11 protein-coding genes and 1 tRNA gene are annotated in these 13,189 nt (G+C 66.4%); 6 read left to right on the top strand and 6 right to left on the bottom strand.

The window, feature by feature from the left end:
• Positions 1 to 190: 190 nt before the first annotated feature.
• Complete coding sequence (locus AC3A4T_RS11135) at positions 191 to 2,170, top strand: peptidoglycan DD-metalloendopeptidase family protein (RefSeq protein ID WP_487675447.1); 1,980 nt, start codon at positions 191 to 193, stop codon at positions 2,168 to 2,170.
• A 532-nt stretch (positions 2,171 to 2,702) separates the two neighbouring features.
• On the opposite strand, the gene AC3A4T_RS11130 is transcribed toward AC3A4T_RS11135, so the two are convergent.
• Entirely contained in the window at positions 2,703 to 5,486 is a 2,784-nt protein-coding gene (locus AC3A4T_RS11130; protein ID WP_487675446.1) for a protein kinase domain-containing protein, read from the bottom strand.
• Between the two features lie 48 nt (positions 5,487 to 5,534).
• The gene (locus AC3A4T_RS11125; RefSeq protein WP_056106003.1) at positions 5,535 to 6,086 is read right to left on the bottom strand and encodes an ECF-type sigma factor; all 552 of its coding nucleotides are present in this window, start codon (positions 6,084 to 6,086) and stop codon (positions 5,535 to 5,537) included.
• Between the two features lie 341 nt (positions 6,087 to 6,427).
• On the opposite strand from AC3A4T_RS11125, the gene AC3A4T_RS11120 reads away from it, so the two are divergent.
• The gene (locus AC3A4T_RS11120; protein WP_487675445.1) at positions 6,428 to 6,922 is read left to right on the top strand and encodes a GNAT family N-acetyltransferase; all 495 of its coding nucleotides are present in this window, start codon (positions 6,428 to 6,430) and stop codon (positions 6,920 to 6,922) included.
• A gap of 275 nt (positions 6,923 to 7,197) precedes the next feature.
• Here AC3A4T_RS11120 and AC3A4T_RS11115 read toward each other — a convergent pair.
• The 3 genes from AC3A4T_RS11115 to rplM all read right to left on the bottom strand — a co-directional run bounded on the left by AC3A4T_RS11115 (position 7,198) and on the right by rplM (position 8,169).
• Positions 7,198 to 7,272: transfer RNA gene (locus tag AC3A4T_RS11115), tRNA-Gln, on the bottom strand.
• A gap of 66 nt (positions 7,273 to 7,338) precedes the next feature.
• Positions 7,339 to 7,731, bottom strand: coding sequence for a 30S ribosomal protein S9 (gene rpsI / locus AC3A4T_RS11110; RefSeq protein WP_036104896.1), 393 nt, complete (start codon positions 7,729 to 7,731; stop codon positions 7,339 to 7,341).
• A gap of 9 nt (positions 7,732 to 7,740) precedes the next feature.
• Positions 7,741 to 8,169 (bottom strand): 50S ribosomal protein L13, encoded by a 429-nt coding sequence (gene rplM, locus AC3A4T_RS11105; RefSeq protein ID WP_036104898.1) that lies wholly within the window; start codon positions 8,167 to 8,169, stop codon positions 7,741 to 7,743.
• 181 nt (positions 8,170 to 8,350) lie between these two features.
• Between rplM and AC3A4T_RS11100 the strand changes: the two genes are divergently transcribed.
• Positions 8,351 to 9,538, top strand: a complete 1,188-nt coding sequence (locus tag AC3A4T_RS11100) for a (Fe-S)-binding protein (protein ID WP_487675444.1) — start codon at positions 8,351 to 8,353, stop codon at positions 9,536 to 9,538.
• A 121-nt stretch (positions 9,539 to 9,659) separates the two neighbouring features.
• Positions 9,660 to 10,301 (top strand): 2-polyprenyl-3-methyl-6-methoxy-1,4-benzoquinone monooxygenase, encoded by a 642-nt coding sequence (gene coq7, locus AC3A4T_RS11095; protein WP_487675443.1) that lies wholly within the window; start codon positions 9,660 to 9,662, stop codon positions 10,299 to 10,301.
• Between the two features lie 451 nt (positions 10,302 to 10,752).
• On the opposite strand, the gene speD is transcribed toward coq7, so the two are convergent.
• Positions 10,753 to 11,547: an adenosylmethionine decarboxylase gene (gene speD, locus AC3A4T_RS11090; RefSeq protein ID WP_036104904.1), complete on the bottom strand. Its 795-nt coding sequence runs from the start codon at positions 11,545 to 11,547 to the stop codon at positions 10,753 to 10,755.
• A gap of 217 nt (positions 11,548 to 11,764) precedes the next feature.
• Here speD and crp point away from each other — a divergent pair, with 217 nt between their 5' ends.
• A complete protein-coding gene (gene crp, locus AC3A4T_RS11085) occupies positions 11,765 to 12,454 on the top strand; it encodes a cAMP-activated global transcriptional regulator CRP (RefSeq protein WP_487675442.1) in 690 nt (229 codons plus the stop codon).
• 6 nt (positions 12,455 to 12,460) lie between these two features.
• Positions 12,461 to 12,922, top strand: coding sequence for a global regulator CLP-associated N-acetyltransferase (locus AC3A4T_RS11080; RefSeq protein ID WP_046657873.1), 462 nt, complete (start codon positions 12,461 to 12,463; stop codon positions 12,920 to 12,922).
• The last annotated feature ends 267 nt before the right edge of the window (positions 12,923 to 13,189 follow it).

Below are 13,189 nucleotides of genomic sequence, written 5' to 3'. Positions count from 1 at the left end.
CCGGGTTCGCCGGGACAGACCCAGCCGTGTGGAGCCGGGATTAGGGATTCGAGATTAGGGATTAGCCAGCCAAGGCGACGCGGCCGCTTTCCCAATCCCGAATCCCCAATCTCAAATCCCGCCTCTACGGGTTGAGGGCGAGTCCCTCTGCGACCGCGTGATTTCTCAATCATGCCTATGGAGTTTCATCATGAAATCGCATCTCAAATCGCAATCGTCCCGTCTGCTCCTGCGCGCCCTGCCGGCCGCGCTCGCCCTGTGCGTCAGCGCCGGCGTCAACGCCCAGGCCCTCACCATCGACGTGGTCAATCCGATCAAGGACGGCAAGGTCGTGTTCGAAGCGATCGGCCCGTCCCAGGTCGGCGGCGCCAAACAAGGCCGCGTCTCGCTGCGAATGGGAATCCGCAACGACGGCGCCACGCCGTTGAAGATCACCAAGGTCGAGATCCTCAACCAGCTCGCCTCCAATTTCCTCGCGCCGGTCGAAATCGCGCCGGGCACTCAGTACGCGTTCCAGAACTGCAATTGCGACTACTCCAATCCCGATCCGAACGCGCCGGACGTGCCGGCCTCGTACCCGATCATCATCAGCGCGCCTTACCCGACCACGGTCAAGGTCGCGGTGTACGTGCAGGGCTTCGCCAATCCGGTGATCAAGAACCTGCCGTTCGCCGCCGCGACCAACGACAACGGCCCGCTGCGTTTTCCGGGCAAGGCCAGCGACCTGCGCTTCAACGAAGCCTGGCAGACCTCGAGCAACCACGTCGGCGGCAGCCAGGCCTTCGGCCTCGACAACAGCGTGACCGGCTGGGACGGCGACTCGTGGGACGACAAGCGTCCCGGCGCCGATCCGACCAAGCCCGAGGGCCGCCGCGCCTACGGCCTGCCGCTGTACGCGATGGCCGACGGCATCGTCTGCGAAGGCCTCAACGACCTCCCGGAGTGGAAGAACTATCCGCGCGTGTCGAAGGAAATCGAACCCGAACCGATCGCGCCGAGCACCGGCCAGTACTCGGCCGGCGGCAACTTCCTCAAGATCCAGGCCGGCAACGAAGTCGCGTTGTACGCGCACATGCAGCCCGGCTCGATCCCGGCCGAACTGCTGGTGCCCGGCGCGGTGGTCAAGCAAGGCCAGTACCTGGGCAAGGTCGGCTACACCGGCCAGTCCAGCGGCCCGCACGTGCATGTGCACGTCAGCCAGGAAACCTCGCCGGGCTCGTGCGAAGGCAACGCCATTCGCCCGCGTCCGATGACCTTCGCCCAGTTGCAGAGCCTGACCCGCGGCGAAGCCACCGCGATGGCCAGCGCGAACAACATGGATCCGACCGACTGGACCGCGCTGAGCAACCATTCCGCGCCGCATACCTTCAGCCTGCTGTATCCGGCCAGCACGCCGTATGCGTTCGACGCGGCCGAAACCGACAACAAGACCTTCCTCGGCGTGTGGCGCGCAAGCAACGAGATCGAGATCCGGGTCAACAAGCCCAATTGGACCGCCTTCACCCAAAAGCGCGCCGAACTGGTCGCCGACGATTTCCGTCTGGAACAGATCGACACCTACGTCGAGAACGGCGACCGCCACTTCGTCGGCGTGTACAAGCGCGGCACCGGCGCCGGCGCGCTGTACAACGCCAGCAGCTGGGCCGATTTCACCGCGGTGTGGCAGCAGCTCAGCGAGGACGGTCAGCGTCTGGTCGACATGACCACCTACCTGAGCGGCAGCACCCGTCACTACGTCGGCGTGTTCCGTCCGGGCACCGGTAACGCCGGCCTGTGGAGCCACACCGGTTTCTCGGCCTTCGCCGCCCAGCGCGAGACCGCCAAGGCCCAGGGCCTGCGCCTGATCGACATGGAGAGCTTCGACATCGGCAACGGCCAACGCCAGTTCATCGGCGTGTACCGCGCCGGCAGCGACAGCACCGCGTTGTGGCGTTCGACCTCGTGGGGCGGCTTCACCGCGAAGTGGGCCGAGCTGTCCGACAACGGCTACCGCCTGATCGATGTCGACACCTACGTCGATGCCGGCGTGCGCAACTACGTCGGCGTGTTCCGCGCCGGCAGCGGCGGCAAGGCGCTGGAAGCGGTCAAGGGCTGGCAGGGTCTGTATCAGTCGGCCGAGAAGTACGCGACCAAGGGCTTGCGTCTGGTCGATGTGCAGGCGATCGAATGAGGGCGAGGTTAGCGACGCGGTTTGAACGTCGTTGATCGACAAGGCCGACGATAACGGGAACGCCGCCTGCAAGGGCGGCGTTCTTGTTTGTTGCGGTCGACAATGCGACAGGTTCGTCGGGTGCGGGTTGTCGTTATCGGTTGAGGATTGCGTCGTCGTTTGAGTGGCGCGGTCGCGGCTTACGCCGCTCCTACAGGGGGCCACCTGGCATTCGTTAGAAGTCAGGTTTCACTCCCAGCGCTGCGAGGCGTGTAACTCGCGAGACGAACAGGACACCCGAAGGGCGGCTTACATGGATGTGCGCCGTGCGCCACCGAGACAGGATGTCTCGTGTGGCGCATGCCCGCGTAAGCCACGCACTTGCGGGCACTTGATTCAAAGAAAAGCATTTTTCTTTGGTTACCTTTTGACCGAAGGGAATCCAGGCGGACTTTTGTTGCTTTAGACAAAAGAAAGTAACCCGCCGCTTCAGCGGCGGAAGCTTTTGATCTCGCTCAAAGCTACAAAACTCCATAGCAAAAAAGCGATAAAGCTAACGCGACACCACCCGCACCCCCGGCGTCCCCCGCTTAAGCGCATCCAACCGCCGCAGCAAATCCGATTCCGCATACAACTCCCGCCGCAACGAAGGCTCAGCCAGCCGCACCTGCTCCGCCGCCCCCTTCGTATCCCCTCGCGCACGCAACACCTCGGCATACGGAACCCGCGCCTTGGCCGTCCTCACCTGCCCAGCGCCCAACTGCTGCGCGCTATCGGCAACAATCGCAGCCCAGGCCCGCTCAGCTGCGACCCAATCGCCGCGTCGCTGCGCCAGCTCAGCGCGCAGACCGGGAATGCGCGCAAGCATCAAGGCGTTGTACTCGCCGCGATCCAGCTCCAACCCATTCAACCCGGCAGCCGCCTCATCAAGCCGATCGGCGCTGAGCAGCCATTCGATCCGGCTCAACGCCACCATCAACCGCCCCGGATAATCCTCGCCATAACGCGCGTTCCAGATCCGGGTCGAATGCTCGATCAGCGGCTGCGCCCGCTCGCCGTGGCCGGCCCGCGCCAGCAAGCGGCCGAGCGCGCTTTCGATGCGCAGCACCCGCCGCTCCTCCGGCTCCAGATGCCGACGCCGGATCGACAGCGCCAAGGTCCAGCGCCGCTCGGCCTCGGCCACGTCGCCACGCTCGTCGGCGAGCACCGCCCAATTGTTGAGCACGCGAGCGTAGTCCAGGCTGCGCTCGCCGGCGACGGTCGCCATGATCGCCAGCGCGGCGCGGTAGTGCTCGTCGGCCTGGCGAAAATCGCCGATATCCTGCGAGGTATTGGCCAGATCGGAATGAATATTGGCGACCATGTCGCTCTGCTCGCCGTACAGCTCGCGGGCGAGAATCAGATTGTCGAGCAGTTCGCGCCGGCTGTCGTCGACCCGCCCCTGGCCGAACAGCGAGCGCGCCAGTCCGAACTGATTGAGCTGGGTGGCGACGGTGTTCGGCCCGCTCGCGCGGGTGATCGCGAGCGCATCGCGGAAGGTCTGTTCGGCGCGCTTGAGTTCGCCGCGGCGCAGGTACAACTCGGCCAGATGGCCGAGCATGCTCGCGCGCTCCTCAGGCGACTGGCGCATGGCGTGCCTGCGCCGCAGTTCCTGCGATTGCGCGAACGAGCGCTCGGCTTCCGGATACTGACTGTTGGCGACCTGCGCCAGACCGAGCGTGTCGTACGCATCGGCCAACGCACGCGGTTCGCCGTCGCGTTCGCGCAACGCCAGCGCGCGTCGCGCGATCGCGACCGCCTGGCTGCCGTACTGACGCGCGCTCATCGAACGCGACAGTTCCGCCAAGGCCTGCGCGGCCCGGTCGGGGCGCGCCACGGCGGGGTCGAGAAACTCCTTGGCCGCTTGTTCGAGCAAGGCCTCGGCGCGTTGCGGCTGACCGAGGTTGCGATACGCGCGGCCGAGCACCGCGCGCAGGCGCGCGCGGATCGCCGGGGTTTCGTCGAGCCCGCGCTCGATCCGTTCGGCCGAGGTATCAAGCACCTGACGCGCACTGACTTCCTGATCCGGACGCGCGCCGCGCATGCGCGGGTCGGCGGCGTCGAAGGCCGACACCAGAAACTCGCTGACCTGTTCGGCCACCGCCGCTTCGCGCTGCGCGTTCGCGCGTTCGGCGGTGACCCGCCAGACGAAACCGCCGGCGAGCAGCAACACGATCGCGCTGGCCGCGCTCTCGCGCCAATGCCGGCGCAGATAGCGCCCAAACCGGTAACGCCAGCTCGGCGCGCGCGCCGTGACCGGACGCCAGGCCAGATGCCGGTCGATGTCCAGCGACAACGCCTCGACCGAGGAATAGCGTTTGCGCGGGTCCAGCGCGCAGGCGCGTGCGGCGATCGCGTCGAGGTCGCCGCGCAACGCGCCGCGCCAGGCGCAGTCGACGCCGGCCCAGGCGCTCGGCAAAGGCACTGGCGTGTCGCGCTCGCCGATGCCGCGGCCGATCGCCCGACACGACAGCAACTCGGTCAACAACACGCCCAGCGCGAATACATCGCTGACCACGCTGACCCGCGCGCCTCCGAGCAATTCGGGACTGGCATAAGCCGGGGTGCAGAAATCGTTGCCGCGTTCGCCGTCGCCGTGCTGCCGGTCCAGCACTTGGGCGATGCCGAAATCCAGCAACACCGGCTCGCCGTCGTCGAGCACCAGCACGTTACCGGGCTTGAGATCGCAATGCACGATCAAGCGCTGATGCGCGCTCTGCACCGCGCCGCAGATGCGCTGGAACAACCGCAGCCGTTCGCGCAATCCGGGCTGTCGTTGCTCGCAGTAGTCATCGAGCGCGCGGCCGGGCACGTACTCCATCACCAGATAGGGCTCGCCGTTCGGCGTGGTGCCGCCGTCGTAAAGACGCGCGATGTTGGGATGCTGCAATTCGGCCAACAGCTGCCGTTCGGCCGCCAGACGCTGGGCGAATTCGGCCTGATTGACCCCGCTGCCGCGCAGCAGCTTGATCGCGACCTGCTGGCGGAACAGTCCGTCGGCGCGTTCGGCGATGAATACCGTGCCCATGCCGCCGCTGGCCAGACGCTCGACCAGCATCCACGCGCCCAATCGTTCGCCCGCGCGCAGCTCGCTGTCGGGCCGGTTCGCCATCAACTCGCCCAGCGGCTTGAGCGCCTGATCGAAACTCGCGGTCTGCGCGCGCAGCAGATTCAGGGCTTCGTCGATCAACTCCGGATCGTCGCTGAGCCGTTGCAATTCATCGCGCCAACGCTCGGCCGGCAGGTCGCAGACCGCATCGAACAAGGCGCGCAGTTGCTGCCAGCGTTGCGTTTGCATGGGCACTCCGGAGCGGTGGTGCGGCGGCGTTGCGGGCATTGCGTCGGATCAACTCAGTTGCTGACTCAACCAGGCGCGGGCGAAACGCAGATCGCGTTCGACGGTCGGGATCGACACCTCGAGCACGCAGGCGATCTCGCGTTGTTCCATGCCACCGAAGTAGGCCATCTCGACCGCGCGCGCCGAACGCGGATCGCGCGCGGCCAGGCGGTCGAGCGCGTCGTGCAGCGCCAGCACGTCGAAACCGACCGTCTGCCCGCCCTGCAGATCCGCATGCGACAAGGTCAGCAGCACCGGGTTGGCGCCGCGCTTGGACGCGGCCTGCGCGCGCGCCTCGTCGACCAGCACCGAGCGCATCTTCAACGAGGCCAGCGCGTAGAAATGCGCGCGATCCTGCCAGTCGACCTCGCTGCCGATCAGCCGGATCAACGCCTCGTGCACCAACGAGGTCGCCTGCAAGGTGCGATTGGACGAACGCGCGCCGAGCCGCGCGGCGGCCATCGCGCGCAGGGTTTCGTAAACCTGCGCGAACAGACGATCGCGCGCGGCGACATCGCCGCCACGCCAGTCCTGCAGCAATCGAGTCAGTTCCTCGCCCATGCGCGTCCCCCGACGCCGTCGTATCGCATCGATCCCCCTGCGCGCGGATGGTATCCGAGCCTCATCGGCATGGCACAGGATGCGAGCCGGTGAACATCGCGGCCGCGACCGCCGACACGGTTTGCGGGTTTGCCCGCTGCGCTTGGCGTTCGCCACATGACAACGCGCGCACCCGGCATTCGGCGCGGATGACGCCGGATTCGCTGCCAGCCACCACGAGTGAACCCGAATGCATCGCCCGGCCTTCAAGCCGGCACCGGCCGAGGCGAGCCGGCAAACCGCGGCACCCGCGCCGGCGGCGAAGGCTGATACCTTGGCCGCACTCCATCAGGCCCGACGCGATGCTGCCGTTACCGCTGCCCCTGCGCCCCATTCGCGACGACGATCGCGCCGCGTTGCGCGCGTGGCTGGAGCAACGCTGGGGCACGCCGATCGTCCAACTCGACGGCCGCGCAATCGACGCCGCGGCGCTGCCGGGCTTCGTCGCCGACAACGACGACGGCAGCCTCGCCGGCCTGATCGTGCTGCTCGACGAGGCCGGGCATTCGGAGGTCGTGGTCCTGGACGTGCTGGCCTCGGGCATCGGCACCGGCACGCGCCTGCTCGAACTCGCCGCGATCCGCGCGCGCTCGCTGGGCTTGACCCGGCTGCTTGCGCGCACCACCAACGACAACCTCGACGCGCTGCGTTTTTATCAGCGCCGCGATTTCCGTCTGTGGCGGCTGACGCCGGGCGCGATCGACCGCGAGCGCGAGGCCGATCCGGAGATTCCCCTGCTCGGCCATCACGGCATTCCGCTGCGCGACGAGATCAGCCTGTTGCGCGAGTTGGGGTGAGCGATCAGCCGTCGCGGCGATCGTTGCGCTACGAATGCTTACTCGCGGAAATAGAAAACCGGCCTGACAGCTGGGCTTTTCTTGCGAACAACAGACTGCGCCTGATGGCAGGAGCTTTCCTGGAACAACAAAGATCTGCCTGATGGCGGAAGCTGTTCTTGCGAGCAACAAAAAACCCGCCTGGCGGCGAGAGATTTTCTCGCAGACAACAAAAAACCCGCCGATTGGCGGGTTTTTCGTGAAGCCATCCGCCTTGCGGCGATGGCGATCTTGTTTGGCAGCCCCGGATGGATTCGAACCACCGAATGCCTGAGTCAGAGTCAGGTGCCTTACCGCTTGGCGACGGGGCTATAAAACACAGTCTAACGCAAAAATTCGCGGCTGCAAAAGCAAAAACCGATGCAGCCGTCGAACGATTAGCGCTTGGAGAACTGGGTGGCGCGACGGGCTTTGTGCAGACCGACCTTCTTACGCTCGACTTCACGGGCGTCGCGGGTCATGAAACCGGCCTTGCGCAGCTCGCTCTTCAAGGATTCGTCGTACTCGACCAGCGCGCGGGCGATGCCCAGGCGGATCGCGCCGGCCTGGCCGGTGATGCCGCCGCCGGCGACGGTGACGTTGACGTCGAACTTGTCGGTCGACTGGGTCAGCTCGAGCGGCTGGCGCACGATCATGCGCGCCGTCTCACGGCCGAAGAACTCTTCGATCGTGCGCTGGTTGATGGTGATCTTGCCCTCGCCCTTGCGCAGGAACACGCGAGCGGTGGAGGACTTGCGGCGACCGGTGCCGTAATTCTGTTGGATAGCCATGTTCGTACCTTAGAAGTCCAGGGGCTGCGGCTGCTGCGCGGCGTGCGGGTGCTCGGAGCCCTTGTAGACCTTGAGCTTGCGGTACATGGCGCGACCGAGGGGATTCTTCGGCAGCATGCCCTTGACGCCGATTTCGATGACGCGCTCGGGGTGGCGATCAAGCGCCTGGCCCAGCGTCTCGCTCTTCAGGTTGCCGACGTAACCGGTGAACCGGTAGTACATCTTGTCCTGCAGCTTGTTGCCGGTGACCACGATCTTTTCGGCGTTGATTACCACCAGGTAATCGCCGGTATCGACGTGAGGGGTGTAGACGGGCTTGTGCTTGCCGCGCAGACGGCGCGCGAGTTCGGAGCACAGGCGGCCGAGCGTTTTGCCCGACGCGTCGACGATGTACCAGTCGCGCTGGACGGTCTCGTTCTTGGCGGTGAAAGTCTTCATGAAAACTCTTTTAGTGGGTGCAGATGGTCGGGCTGATTCCGCTGGATCGGACCCTCGCGAGGAGGTATTCGGCCCGGGAACTTCGCCGCGCGTTGTAAATGTGGAACGTGAAGAGGCGAGATGATAGCGGGCTTATTCAGCCGCCGCAAGTCGACCCGACCCCCATGCTAGCATTCTGAACATGCCCGTCGCTCCGCCGTTTTCCGCCGATCCGCTGGTGGCGCTGGCCGACCGCTGCGTCCAGTGCGGGCTGTGCCTGCCGGCCTGCCCGACCTACGGGCGCGAGCGGCTCGAGGCCGAATCGCCGCGCGGCCGGATCGCGCTGACCCGGGCCTGGGCGCTGGACACCATCGCCCCGAGCGCGATCGCCGACACCCACCTCGACCATTGCCTGGGCTGCCGCAGCTGCGAAGCGGTGTGCCCGGCGGGCGTGGAGTATGGGGCCTTGCTGACCCTGGCGCGGCGGCGCCAGCGCGAACGCCGCCCGGCGGCCTGGCGCCAGCGCCTGATCGAAGCGCTGGCGGCGCGGCCGCGCTGGCTGGGCGCGGGGCTGGGGCTGTTTCGCCTGGCCTACCCGTTGCTGCCGGCGGCGTGGCGGCCTCTGCCGCGCCCACCGCGGTCGGTGACGATGCCGTTGTCGCTGTCGCCCAGGCCGTTATCGCCCGGATCGACCGGCCCCGCTTCGGACCGGGTCGGCCTGTTCGTGGGCTGCGTCGCCGATCGCTACGAAAGCCCGCTGCGCGCGGCCCTGGCGCGGCTGTGCGGCGCGCTGGACGTCGTCCTCGACCCGGCGGCGCGGCAGAACTGCTGCGGCGCCCTGCACGCGCATTCCGGCGATGCCGCCCATGCGCAGACGCTGGCCGCAGCCAACCGCGACGCCTTCGCCGGCCACGCCACGGTGCTGACCCTGGCCAGCGGTTGCCACGACACGCTCGATCGTGCCCTGGCTGAAGGAAGCCGCGCGGTCGACGCGATCGTCTACATCGCCGATCGCGCCGAACGGCTGCGGTTTCGTCCGAGCACCCAGCGCGTCGCCGTGCACCTGCCCTGCACCCAGCGCAACGTGGTCAAGTCGGTGCCGGCGCTGCGCCGCCTGCTGGCCGCGGTGCCGGGGTTGCAGGTGATCGAACTCGATGCCGGGCATGGCTGTTGCGGCGCGTCGGGCACGCAGATGTTCGCCGACCCTCAGCGCGCGGCCGAATACCGGGCGCCGCTGATCGAGCAGTTCGAACGCAGCGGCGCGACGTACCTGCTCAGCGCGAATATCGGCTGCCGGCTGCACCTGGGCAACGGCACGGATCTGCCGGTCCAGCATCCGCTGGAGTTTCTGGCCACGTTGCTCGACGACGGGCGGGGCGAAGCGCCTTAAGTCCCTGGCGGCCAGACAATCGCCACGCAGATCGCGGCGCGACCTCGAACGAAGCTCCCCGGACGATTTGTCCACCCCGCTTAACCGACTTCTACACCGCCCGCGCCGTAGAATCGGCGGCATGAACGCTCGCACCCTCAATCCCCTGGACCGCGTGCTCAGCGAAGCCCAGCGCGCCCTCGACACGGTCTTCGGCGCGCCCGGCGCCGAGCGCCCGAACCCGGCCGGCAGCACCGCCGAACTGGTGCTGGAACCGGCCGAGAAACGCCATTCGGCCGGGCTGATGCGGATCAACCACGTCGGCGAGGTCTGCGCCCAGGCGCTGTACTGCGGCCAGGCCGCGGTCGCCCGCGACGAGTCCACCCGCGAGCACCTGCTCGAAGCCGCGCAGGAAGAGACCGACCATCTGGCCTGGTGCGCCGACCGCCTGCGCGAACTCGACAGCCGCCCGAGCCTGCTCAACCCGCTGTGGTACGCGGGCAGCTTCACCATCGGTGTGCTGGCCGGCCTGCGCGGCGACGGCTGGAATCTGGGCTTCGTGGTCGAAACCGAGCGCCAAGTCGAAGCGCATATCGACGAACACCTGGAATCGCTGCCCGAAGGCGACCAGCGCAGCCGCGCGATCCTGCGCACGATGAAGGCCGACGAGGCCCGCCACGCCCAGAACGCCGAAGCGGCCGGCGCGCGCCTGCTGCCGATGCCGGTGCCGACGATCATGGCGGCGGCGTCGAAGTTGATGAAGACGGTGGCTTATCGGGTTTGAGGGCTGGGAATCGGGAATCGGGAATCGGGAATCGGGAATCGGCAACAGCATGAGCACAAAGGCCCGCCATTGGCGGGCCTTTGCTTTTTGGCGACGCCTGCGGCGATCGGCTCCCTCTCCCGCTTGCGGGAGAGGGCTGGGGTGAGGGTCTGCGGTAGAGCGACGAGACATCGAAGCGAACCACGCTCGCGGCGCCCTCACCCCGACCCTCTCCCGCAAGCGGGAGAGGAAGACGATCGGCGCGATGGCGGATGACCTGCACCGCGCCGCAACTGGATGAATCAGTCAGCCAGCGCCGAACTTCCTGCTGCACTGCAGCGTCCGATTCCAGACCTGCGCGCCAACCACAACGAGAAAGGCCGGCTTGCGCCGGCCTTTCCCTGAACCACTCGGCGGACCGTGAGCGGAACCGGCTACTGCTTCAGCCAATCCCGAATCCCCAATCCCGGCCTCAATCCGCCAGGTTGCGCCCGTGATACAACTCCTCGATCTCCCGCCGCAGGCGCGCTTCGATCTTCATGCGCTCCTTGAACGAAAGGTTCTTGGCCTTCTCCTCGAACAGGTAGGTGTCGAGGTCGAACTCCTTCAGGTGCATCTTCGTGTGGAAGATATTTTCCTGGTAGACGTTGACGTCGAGCATCTCGTAGCGCGACTTCACGTTCTTGGCCAGGTAGTCCTGGATCGAGTTGATCTTGTGATCGATGTAGTGCTTGCGGCCCTTGATGTCGCGGGTGAAGCCACGGACGCGGTAGTCCATGATCACGATGTCCGACTCGAGGCTCTCGATCAGGTAATTCAAGGCCTTCAGCGGCGAAATCACCCCGCAGGTGGCCACGTCAATATCGGCGCGGAAGGTCGCGATGCCGCTGTCCGGATGGGTTTCCGGATAGGTATGGACGGTGATGTGCGACTTGTCCATGTGCGCCACGACGGCGTCGGAGATGACGTCCTTGCCGGCCGCCTTCTTGTCGATCACCGGCTCTTCCGAGATCAGGATCGTCACCGACGCGCCCTGGGGGTCGTAATCCTGGCGGGCGATATTGAGGATATTCGCGCCGATGATCTCAGCCACATCCGTCAGGATCTGGGTGAGGCGGTCGGCGTTGTAAGCCTCGTCGATGTATTCGATATACCGACGGCGCTCGTCTTCCGAGGCCGCGAAGCAAACATCGTAAATATTGAACGAGAGGGCCTTGGTGAGGTTGTTGAAACCCTGCAACCGCAGGCGCGGCAACGGCTTGACCACTGTGGGGAGATTCCAGTCGGACGGCGAGGGCCGCGATTATGAGGCAAACAGCCCCGGGGGGAAACGCATGGTGTTTTTGGGCTTCGTTGGTGACAAAAGCGTGACCGTCGCTGAACTTCCATCATCGCTCTGTATCGAAGTCCGAGTTTCAACGTCAGGATTTGCTTCCACAGGCCGTATCGCCCTAAGCTCGGTCGACTGCCAAAGCCGAATCCCAATGTCCGCCAACCCGGTAGCTCCCTTGACTGCTCTGCGCCGAACCAACAGCCCGTTGCTGCCGGATGGCGCAACGATCGAACGCTTCCTGGCCCATTGCCACCGTCGTCGTTACCCGTCCCGCACGGACGTGTTCCGCCCCGGCGACCCGGCCAGCACGCTCTATTATGTCGTCTCCGGCTCGGTAAGCATCATTACCGAAGAAGAAGACGGTCGCGAACTGGTCCTGGGCTATTTCGGCCCCGGCGAGTTCGTAGGCGAACTCGGCCTGTTCATCGAAAGCGACCACCGCGAAGTCATCCTGCGCACCCGCGCTACTTGCGAGCTGGCCGAAATCGGCCATGAACGCCTGTACGACCTGCTGCTGACCCGGCTGTCGCTGGATGCGCCCAAGCTGCTGTATGCGATCGACGCGCAGATTTCCCGGCGCCTGCTCGACACCAGCCGCAAGGCCGGCCGCCTGGCCTTCCTCGACGTGACCGACCGCATCGTGCGCGCCCTGCACGACCTGGCCAAGGAACCCGAGGCCATGAGCCATCCGCAGGGCACTCAGCTGCGGGTGTCGCGCCAGGAGCTTTCGCGCCTGGTCGGTTGCTCGCGTGAAATGGCCGGTCGCGTGCTCAAGAAGCTCCAGGCCGACGGCAAGCTGCACGCCCGCGGCAAGACCGTCGTCCTCTACGGGACCCGCTAAGCCCCGATGGGACGCATCGCCCCGTCCGTCCAGACCGCACCCTCGGTGCGGCTGGCGGAGTTGGGCGACGCCAACGACGTGGCCGGCCTGCTCGGCCACCTCGGCTATCCCTGCACCCGCGACGAAGCCTTCGAGCGGATCATCACCCTGCAGGACGACCCGCGGCATTACCTGCTGCTGGCCGAAATCGACGGCCACGCCTGCGGGCTGATCGCCAGTCACACCCGCTATTCGCTGACCCACGGCACCGACCTGACCCGGATCACCGCGCTGGTGGTCGCGCCGTCGTGTCACCGCCAGGGCATTGGCCGGCAGCTGCTGCGCGAAGTCGAGCGCCGCGCGCGCCGCGACGGGGTCAGCCGGATCGAGGTCACCAGCAACGTCAGCCGCCTGGACGCGCACGAGTTCTACCGGCGCTGCGGCTATTCGGACGGGTCGCTGAAATTCGTGAAGACGCTGGGCGACTGAGCCCGCGTCTACTCCAAGCCTCCTGCGCTGCGCCCCGAATCCCCTGCAGGAGCGGCGCGACCTGCGACCGCGCCAATTCGACTATTGCGAACTCTGCCCGCAGAGCGGACGACGGGTGGTGCCGCGCTTGAACGAGGTGCATCGGCTGCCGATTGGCCGGGTCGCGGCTTGCGCCGCTCCTACAGGGGCCACGGGCGGTCTGCGCTGGGTCGCGCTTCGGCTTCGTGTAGGAGCGGCGTAAGCCGCGACCGCGCCAATTCGACTATT

The organism is Lysobacter sp. Soil_N_51, assembly GCF_057655755.1.
Note: the sequence above shows the minus strand (reverse complement) of the source record. Positions and strands in the feature narration are given on the sequence as shown.

Coding starts and splice junctions, on each gene's coding strand:
- AC3A4T_RS11135 (WP_487675447.1), top strand. CDS start 191: ATGAAATCGCATCTCAAATCGCAATCGTCCCGTCTGCTCCTGCGCGCC.
- AC3A4T_RS11130 (WP_487675446.1), bottom strand. CDS start 5,486: ATGCAAACGCAACGCTGGCAGCAACTGCGCGCCTTGTTCGATGCGGTC.
- AC3A4T_RS11125 (WP_056106003.1), bottom strand. CDS start 6,086: ATGGGCGAGGAACTGACTCGATTGCTGCAGGACTGGCGTGGCGGCGAT.
- AC3A4T_RS11120 (WP_487675445.1), top strand. CDS start 6,428: ATGCTGCCGTTACCGCTGCCCCTGCGCCCCATTCGCGACGACGATCGC.
- rpsI (WP_036104896.1), bottom strand. CDS start 7,731: ATGGCTATCCAACAGAATTACGGCACCGGTCGCCGCAAGTCCTCCACC.
- rplM (WP_036104898.1), bottom strand. CDS start 8,169: ATGAAGACTTTCACCGCCAAGAACGAGACCGTCCAGCGCGACTGGTAC.
- AC3A4T_RS11100 (WP_487675444.1), top strand. CDS start 8,351: ATGCCCGTCGCTCCGCCGTTTTCCGCCGATCCGCTGGTGGCGCTGGCC.
- coq7 (WP_487675443.1), top strand. CDS start 9,660: ATGAACGCTCGCACCCTCAATCCCCTGGACCGCGTGCTCAGCGAAGCC.
- crp (WP_487675442.1), top strand. CDS start 11,765: ATGTCCGCCAACCCGGTAGCTCCCTTGACTGCTCTGCGCCGAACCAAC.
- AC3A4T_RS11080 (WP_046657873.1), top strand. CDS start 12,461: ATGGGACGCATCGCCCCGTCCGTCCAGACCGCACCCTCGGTGCGGCTG.